The 14,681-nt window shown below is 74.7% G+C and carries 19 protein-coding genes; 13 read left to right on the top strand and 6 right to left on the bottom strand.

The window, feature by feature from the left end:
- On the bottom strand, positions 1-446 hold a 446-nt coding region (locus ACIA8R_RS49480; protein ID WP_397044905.1), incomplete at its 3' end, for an ArsR/SmtB family transcription factor.
- A 97-nt stretch (positions 447-543) separates the two neighbouring features.
- Here ACIA8R_RS49480 and ACIA8R_RS49475 point away from each other — a divergent pair.
- Positions 544-1,956: an MFS transporter gene (locus ACIA8R_RS49475; protein ID WP_397044903.1), complete on the top strand. Its 1,413-nt coding sequence runs from the start codon at positions 544-546 to the stop codon at positions 1,954-1,956.
- On the opposite strand, the gene ACIA8R_RS49470 is transcribed toward ACIA8R_RS49475, so the two are convergent.
- Positions 1,953-2,249 carry a DUF4287 domain-containing protein gene (locus ACIA8R_RS49470; RefSeq protein WP_397044901.1) on the bottom strand — a complete coding sequence of 99 codons (297 nt, stop codon included), beginning with the start codon at positions 2,247-2,249 and terminating at the stop codon, positions 1,953-1,955. The two genes, ACIA8R_RS49475 and ACIA8R_RS49470, sit on opposite strands and share 4 nt — an antisense overlap.
- 103 nt (positions 2,250-2,352) lie before the next feature.
- Here ACIA8R_RS49470 and ACIA8R_RS49465 point away from each other — a divergent pair, with 103 nt between their 5' ends.
- The gene (locus ACIA8R_RS49465) at positions 2,353-3,198 is read left to right on the top strand and encodes an acyl-CoA thioester hydrolase/BAAT C-terminal domain-containing protein (protein ID WP_397044899.1); all 846 of its coding nucleotides are present in this window, start codon (positions 2,353-2,355) and stop codon (positions 3,196-3,198) included.
- A 143-nt stretch (positions 3,199-3,341) separates the two neighbouring features.
- The gene (locus ACIA8R_RS49460; RefSeq protein WP_397044897.1) at positions 3,342-4,058 is read left to right on the top strand and encodes an alpha/beta hydrolase; all 717 of its coding nucleotides are present in this window, start codon (positions 3,342-3,344) and stop codon (positions 4,056-4,058) included.
- 120 nt (positions 4,059-4,178) lie between these two features.
- Here the strand turns inward: ACIA8R_RS49460 and ACIA8R_RS49455 are convergent, their stop codons facing one another.
- The 3 genes from ACIA8R_RS49455 to ACIA8R_RS49445 are packed head-to-tail and all read right to left on the bottom strand — an operon-like array spanning position 4,179 to position 6,482.
- Positions 4,179-4,820 carry an SDR family oxidoreductase gene (locus ACIA8R_RS49455; protein WP_364102935.1) on the bottom strand — a complete coding sequence of 214 codons (642 nt, stop codon included), beginning with the start codon at positions 4,818-4,820 and terminating at the stop codon, positions 4,179-4,181.
- A complete protein-coding gene (locus ACIA8R_RS49450) occupies positions 4,817-5,650 on the bottom strand; it encodes an SGNH/GDSL hydrolase family protein (protein WP_397044895.1) in 834 nt (277 codons plus the stop codon). The genes ACIA8R_RS49455 and ACIA8R_RS49450 overlap by 4 nt, the downstream gene beginning before the upstream one ends.
- A 52-nt stretch (positions 5,651-5,702) precedes the next feature.
- Positions 5,703-6,482 (bottom strand): SDR family NAD(P)-dependent oxidoreductase, encoded by a 780-nt coding sequence (locus ACIA8R_RS49445; RefSeq protein ID WP_357709909.1) that lies wholly within the window; start codon positions 6,480-6,482, stop codon positions 5,703-5,705.
- Positions 6,483-6,563: 81 nt separating this feature from the next.
- Here ACIA8R_RS49445 and ACIA8R_RS49440 point away from each other — a divergent pair, with 81 nt between their 5' ends.
- The gene (locus ACIA8R_RS49440; protein ID WP_364102928.1) at positions 6,564-7,031 is read left to right on the top strand and encodes a MarR family transcriptional regulator; all 468 of its coding nucleotides are present in this window, start codon (positions 6,564-6,566) and stop codon (positions 7,029-7,031) included.
- Positions 7,032-7,155: 124 nt separating this feature from the next.
- Positions 7,156-7,911 (top strand): sigma 54 modulation/S30EA ribosomal C-terminal domain-containing protein, encoded by a 756-nt coding sequence (locus ACIA8R_RS49435; RefSeq protein ID WP_364102925.1) that lies wholly within the window; start codon positions 7,156-7,158, stop codon positions 7,909-7,911.
- Between the two features lie 55 nt (positions 7,912-7,966).
- On the opposite strand, the gene ACIA8R_RS49430 is transcribed toward ACIA8R_RS49435, so the two are convergent.
- Positions 7,967-8,221 carry a pyridoxamine 5'-phosphate oxidase family protein gene (locus ACIA8R_RS49430; RefSeq protein WP_397044892.1) on the bottom strand — a complete coding sequence of 85 codons (255 nt, stop codon included), beginning with the start codon at positions 8,219-8,221 and terminating at the stop codon, positions 7,967-7,969.
- Positions 8,222-8,468: 247 nt separating this feature from the next.
- On the opposite strand from ACIA8R_RS49430, the gene ACIA8R_RS49425 reads away from it, so the two are divergent.
- From ACIA8R_RS49425 to ACIA8R_RS49390, 8 genes are all read left to right on the top strand, one after another.
- Positions 8,469-9,635: a globin domain-containing protein gene (locus tag ACIA8R_RS49425; protein ID WP_364102919.1), complete on the top strand. Its 1,167-nt coding sequence runs from the start codon at positions 8,469-8,471 to the stop codon at positions 9,633-9,635.
- Between the two features lie 153 nt (positions 9,636-9,788).
- Positions 9,789-10,280, top strand: coding sequence for a hypothetical protein (locus ACIA8R_RS49420; protein WP_397044890.1), 492 nt, complete (start codon positions 9,789-9,791; stop codon positions 10,278-10,280).
- Positions 10,281-10,336: 56 nt separating this feature from the next.
- The gene (locus ACIA8R_RS49415; RefSeq protein WP_397044888.1) at positions 10,337-10,852 is read left to right on the top strand and encodes a hemerythrin domain-containing protein; all 516 of its coding nucleotides are present in this window, start codon (positions 10,337-10,339) and stop codon (positions 10,850-10,852) included.
- A complete protein-coding gene (locus tag ACIA8R_RS49410; protein WP_397044886.1) occupies positions 10,845-12,290 on the top strand; it encodes a nitronate monooxygenase in 1,446 nt (481 codons plus the stop codon). Before ACIA8R_RS49415 ends, ACIA8R_RS49410 begins: the two co-directional genes overlap by 8 nt.
- Positions 12,287-12,691 (top strand): hypothetical protein, encoded by a 405-nt coding sequence (locus tag ACIA8R_RS49405; RefSeq protein ID WP_397044884.1) that lies wholly within the window; start codon positions 12,287-12,289, stop codon positions 12,689-12,691. The genes ACIA8R_RS49410 and ACIA8R_RS49405 overlap by 4 nt, the downstream gene beginning before the upstream one ends.
- On the top strand, positions 12,684-13,055 hold the full coding sequence (locus tag ACIA8R_RS49400; protein ID WP_397044882.1) for a hypothetical protein: 372 nt from the start codon (positions 12,684-12,686) through the stop codon (positions 13,053-13,055). Before ACIA8R_RS49405 ends, ACIA8R_RS49400 begins: the two co-directional genes overlap by 8 nt.
- On the top strand, positions 13,052-13,489 hold the full coding sequence (locus ACIA8R_RS49395; RefSeq protein WP_397044880.1) for a hypothetical protein: 438 nt from the start codon (positions 13,052-13,054) through the stop codon (positions 13,487-13,489). The genes ACIA8R_RS49400 and ACIA8R_RS49395 overlap by 4 nt, the downstream gene beginning before the upstream one ends.
- 110 nt (positions 13,490-13,599) lie before the next feature.
- Positions 13,600-14,625: an Acg family FMN-binding oxidoreductase gene (locus ACIA8R_RS49390; RefSeq protein WP_397044878.1), complete on the top strand. Its 1,026-nt coding sequence runs from the start codon at positions 13,600-13,602 to the stop codon at positions 14,623-14,625.
- Positions 14,626-14,681: the final 56 nt, after the last annotated feature.

The raw sequence follows: 14,681 nt of genomic DNA, 5'->3' as shown, positions 1-14,681 counted from the left end.
ATTTCTTCGTGCGGGGGGTGTCGCGGTCCCTGGTGGGGGTGACGGGATGGGTCCGTTTCCACGCCTAATTCTGCCGGCCCCAGGTGGTGCGCCGGCCGGGGGGGGCCCCCCCCCCCCCGCGCCTCCGCGTCCTCGACGGCGGAGGCGAACCGCAGGATCGGGTCGATCAGGCCGGGGAAGCGGTCGCTCAGGTCGCGGGCGCGTGCCCGGACCCGCCGGTGACGGCCGTCGACGGTCATGCTGATCAGCCCGGCCTCCCGCATGATCCGGAAATGGTTGGACAACGTCGACACCGGCACGCCCATGCCGTCGGCGAGCGCGGAGCAGGTGGACTCGGAGGTGGCCCAGGCGCGGCGCACGAGCTCCAGGCGGACCGGGTCGCCGAGCGCGTGGAGCAGCGGCGCGAGGGTCAGGGACTCGCGGGCCGGTTCGGGAAGCGGTCGCATGCCTCCATGCTACCAATACTTCGACTTTTCCGAAGTGTCGAACTATGGTGTGCGATCAGCGTCGCTTCACGACGGCCTGACGAGAGGGAGCACTGTGGTGACCGCACCCGAAAGCACGATGACGCCCGGCGCCGCGGGCGTCCCACCGAACCGGACCGTGTTGCTCTCGGTGGCCTGTCTGGGCCAGTTCATGGTGCTGCTCGACAGCACGATCGTCGGGGCGGCGCTGCCCGACATGCAGATTCGCCTGCACACCCAGCTCAGCGGGTTGCAGTGGATCGTCGACGCCTACGTGCTGCTGGTGGCCATGCTGCTGCTGTCCGGCGGCGTGTTCGCCGACCGGTTCGGCCGCAGGCGGCTGTTCCTGACCGGCGTCGTGGTGTTCACCGCCGCGTCCGTGGTGTGCTCCGTCGCGCCCTCGCTCGGCTGGCTGATCGCCGGACGGGTGCTGCAGGGCGTCGGGGCCGCGGCGCTGAGCCCCGCCTCGCTGGCCCTGATCGGCGCCGCGTACCCGGTCCCGCAGGAACGGGTGCGGGCGATCGGCATGTGGGCCGGGTTCAGCGGCATCGGCCTGGCCGCCGGACCGCTGGCCGGCGGCGTCCTGGTGGACGCCTTCGGCTGGCCGTCGATCTTCCTCGTCAACGTGCCCATCGGCGCGGTGCTGCTGGTCGCCGGGCTGCGGGTGCTGGACGAGTCGCGCAACCCGGCCGCGCCGGGGATCGACGTCCCGGGCACGGTCCTGTCCGTCCTCGGTGTGGGGGCGCTGACCTTCGCGCTCATCGAGGGCGGCTCCCGTGGCTGGACCTCGCCGGTGATCCTGGGCGGCTTCGCCGTCGCGGTGGTGCTGCTGGCCGCGTTCGTCGTCGTCGAAGGACGCGGTCCGGCGCCGATGTTGCCGCCGCGGTTGTTCCGTCAGCGGCTGTTCACGGTCTCCAACACGGCGATGGTCGTGGTGGGGTTCGCGCTCATGGGCTCGTCCTTCTTCTTCTCCCAGTTCTTCGTCCACGTCCAGGGCAGTTCGATCCTGCGCGCCGGCGTGCAGACCCTGCCCGCGACCCTGGCCATGGTGGTCGTCAGCCCGTACGCGGGCCGGCTCGCCGCCAGGTACGGCTTCCGGATCGTGGTCACCACCGGCCTGGCGCTGGCCGGGCTCGGGCTGGTGGCGCTGGGCTTCGTGCACGCCGACACCGGCTACGGCAACGTGTGGTGGCGGCTGGCCGTCGCCGGCGTCGGGTTCGCCCTGACCATGTCCCCGCTGACCGGCGCCGCCATCCAGGCGGTCGGCCCGCAGGAGGGCGGCCTGGCCTCGGGCGTCAGCAGCACCACCCGGCAGATCGGCGCGGTGCTCGGCGTGGCGGTGCTGGGCGCGGTCGTCCGCACGCGGGAGTCCGGCGGCGCGTCGTTCGAGGCCGGGCTCGGCAGCGCCTTCGTCGTGGCCGGCGTCGTCACGCTGGTCTGCGCGGTGTTCACCGGCCTGTGGCTGACGCGGTCCAAGTCCGCCCGGGGTTAGGCGGTCTCGGGGCGGGTGGCCTTGCCGTCCAGCCAGAGGATGTCGGACTCGTCGCGGTGGGAGCCGGAGGTGCCGACGTGCTTGGCGTCGATCTTCGGGCCCTTCTTGATCACGTGGACGAGGGCCATGGCGTGGCCGCGGCCGAGGTCGTAGTCCTGCTTGAGCCAGTCGATGATCGTCCCGGCCTTGGTGGAGGGGGCGTCGAAGCCGCGTTCCTGGGCCAGCGCGATGAACTGGCGGGGCGTCAGCCCGGTCTTCTCTTCGATGGTGTCCAGATACGCCTGGAACGACATGGCGTTCTCCCTCCGTCGTGGCACGTTGCGGCCTTAGTGTCCCATTGATGGCGGTTCGCCGTTCCAGTGCGGGGGCTGTTCTCAGTAGTGTCGAGGGGTGCAGATGGACGAGCGCGAACTGAGCTCCCCTTGGGAAGGGGTCCTGGTCACTCCGGGATCGGCCGGCCGGACGGGCGTCCTCGTGCTGGCGGGGTCGAGCGGGCGGATCGAGCGTGACCGGGCCCGCCTCCTCGCCGGGGAGGGGATGACCGCGCTGTCGATCCGGTGGTTCGGGGGCCCGGGGCAGTCGCCCGGCATCTGCGAGATCCCGCTGGAGACGTTCGTGTCGGCCGTCGACCTGCTGGAATCCACCGGGGTCCGGCGGATCTGCGTGCTGGGCATGTCGAAGGGGGCCGAGGCCGCGCTGCTGACCGCCGTCCGGGACCGGCGGGTCGGCGGGGTGGTGGCGCTGTCGCCGACCTCGGTCGTGTGGGGGAACGTCGGGCCGGGGTCCGACGGGGAGAAGCGTCCCTACCGGTCGTCCTGGACGTGGCGGGGGAGCCCGCTGCCGTTCGTCCCGTACGACGACGACTGGGCCGAGGTCGAGCCGGAGCACGGCCCGCTGGCCCTGCGCGCCCTGTACGAGCTCAGCGAGCGCACGTTCGCCGGCCTGCTGCCGGCCGCGGCGATCCCGATCGAGGAGGCGGCGGCCGACGTGCTGCTGGTGGCGGGCGGCGATGACGCCATGTGGCCGTCCGTGCCGTTCGCCGGGCGGCTGGCCGCCCGCCGTCGTGCCGCCGGTCGTACGGTCCGGCTGGTCAGCCGGGCCGAGGCCGGTCACCGTCCGCGCCTGCCGGGGGAGGGGCCCGCTCCCGAGTCACCCGACTTCCTCTACGGCGGCGACCCGGCCGCGGACGCCCGGCTCGGCGCCGACGCCTGGCCGCACATCCTCGATCTGCTGCACGGCTGACCGCGATCTGCTGGTGTGGTACGTTTTCTGGCGCATCGACCCGAGGAGGTGAGACCGATCAACGTTGTGACAGGTCGGGGCTCCCTCGCGCGCATCGCCTAGGGAGCGCCCGCACGAGGCATCCCGAAAGGCTTTCGACGCGCATGCGTTTCACCTCTCAGACGTCGGCCGACGGCGTCACCGCACGATCCTTCACCCTCGGCGAGATCCCCGGCGTGCTGTGGACCCCGCGGCACGCCGAACCTCGCGGCCTGGTCCTGATCGGGCACGGCGGCGGGCAGCACAAGCAGGCCCCGGGCGTCGTGGGACGCGCCCACCGGCTGGTGGCCGAACGTGGCTTCGCGGCGGCGGCCATCGACGCGCCGGCCCACGGCGACAGGCCCAGGAGCGCCGAGCACGAGCGCGTCATCACCGCGATGCGGGACCGGATGGCCGGCGGGGGCGACCCCACCCCGCTGCTGGCCGAGCTCCACACGTCGCTGGCCGCCCAGACCGTCCCGGAGTGGCGCTCGGTCCTGGACGCGCTCGGCGACCAGGGGCCGGTGGGTTACTGGGGCGTGTCGCTGGGCTGCGCCCTGGGGATGCCGCTGGTGGCCGCCGAGCCGCGGATCGGCGCGGCGGTGCTGGGGCTGAGCGGCACCTCCTCGGCCTCGGCCGAGGCCGCCGCCGGGATCACCGTCCCGGTGCGGTTCCTCCTCCAGTGGGACGACGAACGGGTGCCCCGGGCCGAGGCCCTGGCCCTGTTCGACGCGCTGTCCTCGGCCGAGAAGACGCTGCACGCCAACCCCGGCGGGCACGGGGACGTACCGGACTTCGAGCTCGACGACGCCCTGCGTTTCCTCGCCGACCGGCTGCGCTGAGCCTCCGTACGACGGGAGGCCGGCCGCCGGGCGGCCTCCGAATCCCGTTGCGGCCTGGTGATCGTTGCTCCCGGCCCGCCGGGACCTCGGCGTGTCGTTCTGCGGCGTGGGAAGGGTGGGTCAGGGGCCGCCGGCGATCTCCACGACGGCGTGGCGGTGGTGTTCGTCGGTGACGTGGGTGAGCAGGTAGTGGGCCAGGTCGGCGCGGGAGATCGAGCTCGCCTTGGCCAGCGGGCCGTTCAGGGCGGTTCGGTAGCGGCCGGTCAGGGGGCCGTCGGTGAGCATCGGCGGGCGCACGATCGTCCAGTCGATGTCGGGGGCGGCGGTGACGGCGGCCTCCATGCGTTCCATGTCGGCGTAGCCGTGCCGGTAGAGGCGCTGGATGACGAAGCGGGTGACCAGGCGGCGGCCCAGCGGCGTGTCCGGCGGGATCTCCAGGCCCGCCGACGACAGGCACAGCAGACGGCGCACCCCGCCCTCGCGCATGGCGGCGACGACGTTGGCGGTGCCCTGGGAGTAGACGGTGGTGGGATTGCCGCGGTCGGTGCTGCCCAGGCACGACAGCACGGCCTCGTTCCCGGCGACGGCCGCCCGCCAGGGGCCGGGGGCGAGCACGTCGCCGCCGATCACCCGCACCCGATCGGCCGAAGGGACGCGGGCGGGGTCACGGGCCAGGACGGTGACGTCGTGCCCGGCGGCGACCGCCTGCTCGACCACCTGGCGTCCGGTGCCGCCGGTCGCGCCCAGGACCATGAGCTTCATGCCGCACCGGCCAGCGCCCGTACGACGGCCGCGGTGATCTCGCGCTGGCCCTCGATGCTCAGGTGCACGCCGTCGTCGAGGAAGTGGTGGTCCTCGGAGACGGCGAGCCTGGTGTCCACGGTGAGCTCGGGACGGCCCAGCAGGTGGTCGGAGGTGACGTCGAGGTCCTTGGCGGCCCAGCTGATGCCGGCCCGCCGGAAGTGCGGGTAGGCGGCGGCGCGCGGCTCGTCGACGGGGCTGGGGGTGAGCCAGACCCAGCGGACGGGCCCCCGCTCCTGGGCCAGGTCGTGCAGCATGGCCAGGTTGCGTTCGGTCTCGGCGGCGCTGACCAGGGTCGGCGCGCCGGGGGCCAGGTGCTGGGCGTCGTTGGCGCCGATCATGCACAGCACCAGGTCGGGCCGCTGGAAGCCGAGGGCGGGGAGCTGGGTGAGCGCCTGGGTGGTGGTGCTGCCGGTGATCGCCAGGTTGGTGAAGCGGACGGCGTCGCCGGGGCGGCACAGCGCGACGAGCCGGCCCAGGATCTCGAACCAGGACAGGCGGTCGGCGGTGGTGCTCTCGCCGATGGCGACGACGTGGAAGGCGTCCCGGGGGCCGTCGGCGCCCTCGGCGTGCAGGGGCAGCCGGTCGACGGCGTCGGCGAAGCCGGGCCGGGCCAGCAGCGTCGCGGCGGCCTGCCGGGCCTGGCGGTCGAAGCCGTCCAGCAGGGAGCGGTAGGCGTCGGCGTCCAGGCCGAACAGGGCGGCGACGCGGGCCTCGTCCGCGCCGATCAGGTAGGGCAGGGCGCCGGGCCGCTGGAACCGGACGAGCCGCTCGGTCATCGGGTCGATCATGACATGGCCTCCGTCTGGACGGTGGGTGCGAGGGACGGGAAGAGCGCGGCGTTCATCCGGAGACCCGTCCGCCGGTGAGGTCGAGGGTCGCCCCGGTCACCCAGGCGGCGGCGGGCGAGGCGAGGTAGAGGACGGCCTGGGCGACGTCGGCGGGGTGGCCGACGCGGCCGAGCGGGAACGTCGCGGCGAGCTGGGCGAGCCGCTCGGCGGGCAGGGCGGCGAGCTTGTCGTTGAGCACGGCCGAGGGCGCCAGGCAGTTGACCCGGACGCCGTCGCCGCCCACCTCGGCGGCCAGATGCCGGGCGAACATGACGACGCCCGCCTTGGCCGCGGCGTAGGCGGCGTTGGCGCCGCCGGGACGGCGGCCCGCGGTGGACGACATCAGGATGATCGACCCGGCGCGCCGCTCCAGCATGCCCGGCAGGAACTCGTGGACGGTGAGGAACACCGAGGTCAGGTCGGACTCCAGGACGGCCCGCCAGCGGCCCGGGTCGAGCCCGGCGGTCGGCGCGGGCGCGCCCTGCCCCCCGGCGAACGGGGCGAGGATCTCCACCGGCCCCAGCGCGGCCTCGACCTCGGCGCGGATGCGGGCCAGGACGGCGGTGTCGGTCACGTCGCCGGGCGCGGCCAGCGCCTGGCCGCCCTCGCCGGTGATCGAGGCGACGACGCGGGCCACCGCCTCGGTGTCGCGGCCGGTGACCGCGACCTTGACGCCGTTGGCGGCCAGCGCGTGGCACGTGGCCGCGCCGATGCCGCGCGAACCGCCGGTGACGAGGGCGACCTTGCCCTCCAGTCCTGGATGCCTGGGCCAGTCGGTCCGATCGGTGGTCATCTCGGTAGCCATCGCATATTGCTTCTCTCTAGAGAAAGGTTCACTCTTGTGAAAGGTTCTGTGCGGAGTACAGTATGCGCTGTGTCCGCGTCCCGCAACCGCCCGATGGGCGTCGCCTTCCTGCTCGCGCAGCTCGGCGCGCACGCCGCCGGCCGCTTCGCCGCACGGGTCGCCGAGCTCGGCCTGTCGCCGTCCGACGTCGGGCTGCTGCGGATGATCGCCTTCCAGCCCGGCCGCAGCCAGCAGTCGCTCGCCGCCGATCTCGGCGTCGTGCCGAGCCGGGTCACCGCGCTGCTCGACCCGCTGGACCGGGCGGGCCTGGTGGAGCGGCGCCGGTCGGCCGGCGACCGTCGCAACCACGAGCTGCACCTGACCGAGCAGGGCGCGCGGGTCATGGAGGACATCAAGAGGACCGCGATGGCGCACGAGGCCGACGTGACCTCCGCCCTCAGCCCCGACCAGCGCGGGCAGCTGCTCGCCCTGCTGGAGCTGATCGCCGCCGACCAGGGCCTGACCCCCGGCGTGCACCCCGGCTACCGCCGCTCCTGACGCCCGCCCCGGCCCGTGGCGGGCCGTAGGTCCCCGCGCGATGGGACCTACGGCTCTGGCAGCCGCATCCGCGCAGGCCGGAGGCTGGGTGCATCACCACCGGATGCGAAGAAGGTGTTCACGAATGAGGCACAGGCCCATCGCCCTTGACGCCGACGACGTTCAGGTCAGGATCCGCGGCGGCGGCGTGCGCGCGGCCGACGTGCGGCGTGCCCGGCACACCGTGGCCGACCTGACCCGGCTCGCCCACGAGCCGGTGCTCGGGGCGACGGTCAAGCTCGCCGCCACAACGGAGGTCGCGGGTGAGCGGCGTACGGCCGAGGCCGTGGTGGACGTCCAGGGCCGGCTCGTCAGGGCCCGGGCCGGCGCCGACTCCACCCGCGCGGCCATCCACCTGCTGGGCGACCGGCTGCGGACGCGGCTGCTGGAGACCAGCAGGGACTGGGAGAACCGGCGCGGACGCCACCCCCGGCCGCCTCACCCCGCCCCGCCCGCCGGGGAACGCCGGATCGTGCGCACCTTCACGGCCGCCCGCGCCGTGCCCGACGAGGCGGCGGTGGACATGGAGGACCTCGACTACGACTTCCTGCTGTTCACCGAGACCGCGACCGGCCAGGACAGCGTGATCTACCGCACCGAGGACGGCTACCGGCTCGCCCAGCTCGACCCCGGGCCCGGCCTGCCGACGCCGACCTGCGCGGCGATCTCGGTCAGCCCGCTGCCCGCCCCCCGCCTCACCACCGGGCAGGCCCTCGACCGGCTGGAGCTGACCGGCTTCCCGTTCGTCTTCTACGCCGACGCCGGCACCGGAGCGGGCTGCCTGCTCTACCGCCGTGACGACGGCGACCACGGCCTGGTCACCACGGCGCACGAAGGCTGACCACGGCGCCGCCCCCGGACCGCGCCGCCCTGGATCGGGGGCGGCGCGGACCGCCTCAGCGGGACGCCGCGCGGGCGGCGTCGAAGTCGTCGGCCTCGAAGGCCACCACGGCCCGCCGGGTCGCCGCCGCCAGTTTCGACCCGGTCGCGGCACGGATCACGATGGACCGCCCGTCGAGACAGAAGTTCACCGGCTGGACGGCGGGCAGGGCGCGATCGGTGAACACGATCCGCCCGATGGGCACCGAGGACAGCAGCAGGAAGCACTCCTCCTCGGAGAGCACCTGAAGTCCGGACGAGTCGAGCCGCATGGTCTCCAGGATCCCAGTCCGGCCCCCGCCCCCGGCAGGGACGAAAGTCCCATCTTCCACCGCCGACCGCCGACCGCCGACCGCCGACCGCCGACCGGCCCTCGGGCGCACGCGCCCGGATGTCCCGTCCGGGACCTTCGGCCCTTCAACTGCGGACGTTCGCCCCGGTGAACGGCCCGGCCGCGCTCCTAGCCTGAGATCCGGCCCGCGATCGCGGGTACGTTCCCCCTGGGACTGTGGAGGTCACATGTTGTCCCCGGAATCCGCCGCCGTCGTCCGCGCCACGCTGCCCGTCGTCGGCGCCTCGCTCGACGCCATCACCGAGCGGTTCTACGCGACGATGTTCGCCGACCGGCCCGAACTGCTGGACGGCCTGTTCAACCGCGGCAACCAGGCCAGCGGCGAGCAGCGCAAGGCGCTGGCCGCCTCCGTCGCCGCCTTCGCCACCATGCTCCTGGACCACCCCGACCAGCGCCCCGACCACCTGCTCGCGCGCATCGCGCACAAGCACACCGCGGTCGGTGTCACCGACGACCAGTACGTGATCGTCCACAAGTACCTGTTCGGCGCGATCGCGGAGGTGCTGGGCGAGGCCGTCACCCCGCAGGTCGCCGCCGCCTGGGACGAGGTCTACTGGCTGATGGCCGGCGCCCTGATCGCGATGGAGGCCCGCATCTACGCCGAGGCCGGCGCCGTCGAAGGCCGCACGTGGCGGCGCTGGCGGGTGGCCGGCCGCCGCGAGGAGACGCCCGACGTCGCCTCCTTCCTGCTCAGCCCGATCGGCGAGGAGCCGCCGCCGCCCGCCCGCCCCGGCCAGTACGTCAGCGTCCAGGTCGAGATGCCCGACGGCGTGCGCCAGCTCCGCCAGTACACGCTGTCCAACGCCGGCGACGGCCTGCGCAGGATCACCGTCAAGCGCGTGGACGACGACCCCGCGGGCGAGGTGTCCACCCTGCTGCACGCCACCGTGCGCCAGGGCGACGAGCTCACCCTGTCGGCGCCCTTCGGCGACGTGACGCTGGACGACTCCGAGGCGCCCCTGGTCCTGGTGAGCGCCGGCATCGGCTGCACCCCCATGGTGGCCATGCTCGACCACCTGGCCGCCACCGGCTCGCGCCGCCGCGTCCTGACCCTGCACGCCGACCGCTCGCCCGACCGGCACGCGCTGCGCGAGGACATGGCCCGCCTGGCCCCCGAGCACGTCTTCTGGTACGAGCACGGCGCCCGGGGCGCCGACCGCGACGGCCTGATGGACCTCGGCGACGTCCCGATCCCGCAGGGCGCGGTCGCCTACCTGTGCGGGCCGCTGCCGTTCATGCGCGAGGCGCGCGCCGCGCTGCTGAGGGCGGGCGTGGCGGCGCGCGACGTGCGCTACGAGGTCTTCGGCCCCGACCTGTGGCTGGCCGCCGGCTGACGCCCCCGGCGATCCACCCGCGATCCACCCGCGATCCACCCTCGATCCACCCGCGATCCACCCTCGATCCACCCTCGATCCACCCTCGATCCACCCTCGATCCACCCTCGATCCACCCTCGATCCACCCTCGATCCACGTGAGGAGCATTGACATGAGCGCTGTCCGAGGCGCGGCGAGGGCGCTGCTGGGCGCCGCCGGCGCCGCGATGGTGGCCGCCGGGCCCGTCATGGCCGCCCGGGGCCTCCAGGCGCGCGGCGAGATCCGGGACGAGCTGCGCCGCCAGGCCATCAGCTTCCCCGGCAAGGGACTGCCCGCCGAGCTCGCCGCCCACCAGGGCCGCGACGTGCTGACCGGCCCGCAGGCCAGGGCCTACGCCCAGGTGATCGGCCGCAACGTGCTGACCGCCACCGGCGGCCGGACGTACGCGCAGGTCAGCGCCGAGCTGTTCGCGGCGGGCGGCGAGGACGCCGAGCTGGAGAGCCGGCGGCAGACCGCCTTCACCGGCCAGATGTTGCGCGCCTCCCTGCTCAACGCCTACCAGGCCTGGCAGCTCGGCAACCTGGTCATCGGCCTGGGCGGACTGCTGACCGTCACCGGCGCCGCCCTGCTGGCCACCGGCGCCACCCTCGCCGGCGACGAGTGAGGGGGAGGCGGACCATGCGACCGGCGACGTCCGGAACGACACAGCTGGAGGACTGTGTGCTGTCCATCGGCCAACACTTCACCGAGACCTTCCACGCCGAGCACCGCGAGGTCAGGGACCTGCTGCTCGCGCTGATCGACGCCTTCCGGACCGGCGCGGCGGCGCGGGTCGGGAAGCTGGTGGAGGCCCTGTCGGCGGCCGTCGGGCCGCACTTCCGCTACGAGGAAGAAGCCATGTATCCCGGCCTGAGATCCGTCTTCGGCGCGCACTACGTGGACAAACTGCTCAGCGATCACGACGACACGATCCGCAACATCCGCGAGCTGACCGAGCTGGCCGACCTGGCCGCGATCGACGGCCGGGGCGAGCTCGACGAGAACCTGGCCGCCTGGGGCATCGCCCTGGTACGGGAGATCCTGCCGCACGTCGGCGACTGCGACGGCCTGTCCCTCATGGTCGAGACGCTGCCCGAGGACGACGTCGTGCACATCCTGGCGACCCGCGAGGTGGCCAGGGAGATCAACGCCGACGTGCTCACCTGGGCCGGGACGCTGCGGGCGCGACGTGTCTGAGGCCGTTACCGAGGCCGTGTCCGAACTCGCGCTCCCCGTCCTGATCCAGGGCGGCATGGGCGTCGGGGTGTCCGGATGGCGGCTGGCGCGCGCGGTGGCCCGTACCGGGCAGCTCGGCGTGGTGTCGGGCACCGCCCTGGACGTCACCCTGGCCCGCCATTTGCAGCGCGGCGACCCCGGCGGCCACCTGCGCCGGGCGCTGGCCTGCTTCCCCATCCCCGGGATCGCCGAACGGGTGCTCGGACGCTACTTCGTGCCCGGCGGGATCGCGCCCGGCACGCCGTACCGGCCGGTGCCCCGGCTCGGGCTGCGGCCCAGCAGGGCCCGCGACGAGCTGGCCGTGGTCGCCAACTTCGCCGAGGTCTTCCTGGCCAAGCAGGGCCACGACGGGCCGGTCGGCGTCAACTACCTGGAGAAGATCCAGCTCGCCACGCCGGCCGCCGCGTACGGCGCGATGCTGGCCGGCGTCGACTACGTGCTGATGGGCGCCGGCATCCCGGCGGAGATCCCCGCGCTGCTCGACGCCTTCGCCGCGCACCGCCCGGCCGAGATCACCGTCACGGTCGCCGAGGCGGGAGAGGCCCGCCACACGACCGGACTCGACCCGGCCGCGCTGTGGCCCGCGCCCGCCGAGCCGCTGCGGCGCCCCAAGCTGCTGGCGATCGTCTCCTCCCACGTGCTGGCCCTCTACCTGGCCCGCTCGCCCGTGACCAGGCCCGACGGGTTCGTCCTGGAGACGCCGGTGGCCGGCGGGCACAGCGCGCCGCCGCGCGGCCGGCTGCTGCTGGACGAGCGCGGCGAACCCGTCTACGGGCCGCGCGACGAGGCCGACACCGCCAAGGTCGCCGCGCTCGGGCTGCCGTTCTGGCTGGCCGGCGGGTACGCCGTCCCCGGCGGCGCGGCCGGAGCGCGGGCCACCGGGGCCACCGGCATCCAGGTCGGGACGGCGTTCGCCCTGTGCCGGGAATCGGGCCTGGACGACGGCCTGCGGCGGCGCATGCTCAGCCGGGCACGCCGGGGCGCGCTGGAGGTCCGCAACGACCCGCGTGCCTCGCCCACCGGCTTCCCGTTCAAGGTCGCGAGCCTGCCCGGCACCCTGTCGGAGCCCGAGGTGCACGACCGGCGTCCGCGGCTGTGCGACCTGGGCTACCTGCGCACCCCGTACGCCAGGCCCGGCGGCGCGATCGGCTACCGCTGCCCCGCCGAACCCGTGGACGCCTACGTCCGCAAGGGCCGGCCCGCCGAGGAGGCCGAGGGCCGCCAGTGCCTGTGCAACGGGCTGACCGCCGCCATCGGCCTGGGCCAGCGCCGCGCCGACGGCTACCACGAGCCCGCCCTGCTCACCCTGGGCCAGGACCTCGGCTTCCTGGACGGCCTGCCCGACGACCACTCGGCCGCCGACGTCGTGGACCACCTCCTGCGAGGAGCACCCGCATGACCGCCCCACCCGGCCGCGGGCCGCTGCGCCGGGTCCGGCGCGACGTCGCCGCGAGCCCGTTCATCGTGATCTGGGAGGCCACCCGCGCCTGCGCGCCGGCCTGCCTGCACTGCCGCGCCGGGGCCGTGCCCGACCGGAACCCGGCGGAGCTGGGCACGGAGGAGGCGTACCGGCTCGTGCGCCAGGTGACGGACGTCGGCGCGCCCCCGCCGCTGTTCACCGCGCTGCGCGAGCCCGACCGGCTGGGCGGGCGGTGCGGGGCGTGCGAGTTCCGCACGATCTGCGGCGGCTCCCGCTCACGCGCCTACGCCTGCTCCGGCGACGTGCTCGGCGAGGAGCCGTGGTGCGCCTACGAGCCGGGCAGCTTCCCCTACCAGAAGGAACCGGCCGCCCATGTTTGAGAAGAGAAGGGCCGGCGGGCTGGCCGCGCCCTACGACACGATGCTGGCCGCGTACGCCGCCGCGCTGGCCGGCTCGCCGCTGGCCGCCTCCAGCCGGGCCAGCTACCTGCGCCGGGTCGGCCGCTACCTGACGTGGGTCGCCGCCGCCTCGGCCCGCGGCCTGCTGGCGGGCGAGCCGCTGGCCGACACGACCGAGGCCGTCCGCACCGCGCACGCCTACCACGGCGAGCTGGACGGCCGCTACGCCGCCAGCACGATCAACAGCACCCTGGCCGCCCTGGAGGACTTCTACGCCCGCCTCCACCTCGGCGCGACCGGCATCCCCCGCCGCCAGGCCGCCGGAGAGCGGGTGGGCGCGCGATGACCTGGTGGTCGGTGGTGCGCTTCCTGCACGTGCTCGGGGCCGCGCTGTGGGTCGGCGGCCAGCTCGCGGTCTCCCTCATGCTGCTGCCCCTGGCCCGCCGCCTGCTCGACGAGGAGCGCCGCGCCCGGATGCTCGACGCCGTCGGACGCCGTTTCGGCCTGCTCACCGCCGCCCTGTTCCTGCCCCTCCAGCTCGCCACCGGCCTGGCCATCGCCTGGCACAAGGGCGTCACCTGGGCCTCGCTCACCGAACCCGGCTACGGCCGCGTCCTGGCTGCCAAACTGCTGCTCTTCTGTGCCGTCATGGCCGCCGCCGCGCTGCACGGCTGGGCCGCGGCCCACGCCCGCCCCCGCCTGGCCCGCGCGATGGCCGTCAGCGCGCTGGCGGGGTCGATCGGCGTGGTCCTGCTGGCCGCCGCGCTGCCCGCCACCTGATCATGGCCGATCGGACGTACGGAAAGGGACTTTGGTCCCTGACGGCGGCACGGCCGGCCACGACATCGTGGAGACATGCCCGCAGTTACCGTCGCGCCGGGAACCCCGCGATGACCGGCGTCGGCGTCCCCGGCGCCCGCCCCTGGGACAAGCCCTTCGCCTCGCGCGCCGCCGTGCTCCGGGTCGTCGCCTCCGCCGTCGCCGCGCCCTCGGTGCACAACACGCAGCCGTGGCGCTTCCGCCGCCTCGACGACACCACCATGGAGTTGTACGCCGACCTCGACCGGCTGCTCGCCGTCACCGACCCGCTCGGGCGCGGGCTCGGCATCAGCTGCGGGGCCGCGCTGTTCAACCTGCGCCTCGCGGTCCGGATGACCGGGCACGACCCCCGCGTCCTGACGCTGCCCGACCCCGACCGCCGGCCCGAGCTGCTGGCGACCGTACGCGCCAGGCCCGGCGGGCCGCCCACCCCGGACGAGCGGCTGCTGCACGACATGATCCCGCACCGGCGCACCAACCGCTTCCCCTTCGAGGGCCGCCCGCTGCCCGGGGACGTCCTCGTCGACCTGGTCAACGCCGCCCACGACGAGGGCGCCACGCTGCTGCTCGTCAAGGGAGGCACGGCCAGGCGGGTGCTGGACATGGTCGCCGTGGCCGACGACACGCTGACGGCCGACGCCGCCTACCGGGCCGAGCTGGCCCGCTGGACCCGCCCGGACGGCGGCGCCGACGGCGTGCCCGCCGCAGCCCGCGGCCTCCGTCCCCGCCACGGCGAACTGCCCATGCGCGACTTCGGCGGCGACGCGCGGCGTGCGCCGGAAAACGGCGAGATCGCGGACTTCGAGGCCGACCCGCAGCTCGCCGCCCTGTTCACCCGGGGCGACGGCCCGCGCGACTGGCTGCGCGCCGGTCAGGCCCTGCAACGCGTCCTGCTCACCGCCACCGCGCATGGCGTGGCGGCCTCGATGTTCAGCCAGCCGCTCGACCTGCGCCCGCCGCAGCACCGCGGCGACCGGCCCGGGCCGTTCGGGCACGTGCAGATGCTGATCAGGCTCGGCTACGGCCCGCCGGTCCCGCGCGTCCCGCGCCGCCCGGTGTACGAGGTACTCGACCGGCTCGGGGCCCGGCGTGCCTGACCGGCGCGGGCGGCGTGAGGGCGGGTCTCGCTCCGCCGGCGTTCGTGTGACAGGGG

The sequence above is a fragment of the Nonomuraea sp. NPDC051191 genome (genome assembly GCF_044455665.1).
Lineage (GTDB): Bacteria > Actinomycetota > Actinomycetes > Streptosporangiales > Streptosporangiaceae > Nonomuraea.
The sequence above is the reverse complement of the archived record's forward strand: the minus strand, read 5'-3'. Positions and strand labels throughout refer to the sequence as shown.

What these genes read in the sequence shown, in the direction of transcription:
- ACIA8R_RS49425 (WP_364102919.1), top strand. Translation starts at nt 8,469, where the DNA reads ATGTTGTCCCCGGAATCCGCCGCCGTCGTCCGCGCCACGCTGCCCGTC.
- ACIA8R_RS49435 (WP_364102925.1), top strand. Translation starts at nt 7,156, where the DNA reads ATGAGGCACAGGCCCATCGCCCTTGACGCCGACGACGTTCAGGTCAGG.
- ACIA8R_RS49420 (WP_397044890.1), top strand. Translation starts at nt 9,789, where the DNA reads ATGAGCGCTGTCCGAGGCGCGGCGAGGGCGCTGCTGGGCGCCGCCGGC.
- ACIA8R_RS49465 (WP_397044899.1), top strand. Translation starts at nt 2,353, where the DNA reads ATGGACGAGCGCGAACTGAGCTCCCCTTGGGAAGGGGTCCTGGTCACT.
- ACIA8R_RS49445 (WP_357709909.1), bottom strand. Translation starts at nt 6,482, where the DNA reads ATGACCACCGATCGGACCGACTGGCCCAGGCATCCAGGACTGGAGGGC.
- ACIA8R_RS49470 (WP_397044901.1), bottom strand. Translation starts at nt 2,249, where the DNA reads ATGTCGTTCCAGGCGTATCTGGACACCATCGAAGAGAAGACCGGGCTG.
- ACIA8R_RS49400 (WP_397044882.1), top strand. Translation starts at nt 12,684, where the DNA reads ATGTTTGAGAAGAGAAGGGCCGGCGGGCTGGCCGCGCCCTACGACACG.
- ACIA8R_RS49430 (WP_397044892.1), bottom strand. Translation starts at nt 8,221, where the DNA reads ATGCGGCTCGACTCGTCCGGACTTCAGGTGCTCTCCGAGGAGGAGTGC.
- ACIA8R_RS49455 (WP_364102935.1), bottom strand. Translation starts at nt 4,820, where the DNA reads ATGAAGCTCATGGTCCTGGGCGCGACCGGCGGCACCGGACGCCAGGTG.
- ACIA8R_RS49395 (WP_397044880.1), top strand. Translation starts at nt 13,052, where the DNA reads ATGACCTGGTGGTCGGTGGTGCGCTTCCTGCACGTGCTCGGGGCCGCG.
- ACIA8R_RS49460 (WP_397044897.1), top strand. Translation starts at nt 3,342, where the DNA reads ATGCGTTTCACCTCTCAGACGTCGGCCGACGGCGTCACCGCACGATCC.
- ACIA8R_RS49405 (WP_397044884.1), top strand. Translation starts at nt 12,287, where the DNA reads ATGACCGCCCCACCCGGCCGCGGGCCGCTGCGCCGGGTCCGGCGCGAC.
- ACIA8R_RS49390 (WP_397044878.1), top strand. Translation starts at nt 13,600, where the DNA reads ATGACCGGCGTCGGCGTCCCCGGCGCCCGCCCCTGGGACAAGCCCTTC.
- ACIA8R_RS49450 (WP_397044895.1), bottom strand. Translation starts at nt 5,650, where the DNA reads ATGATCGACCCGATGACCGAGCGGCTCGTCCGGTTCCAGCGGCCCGGC.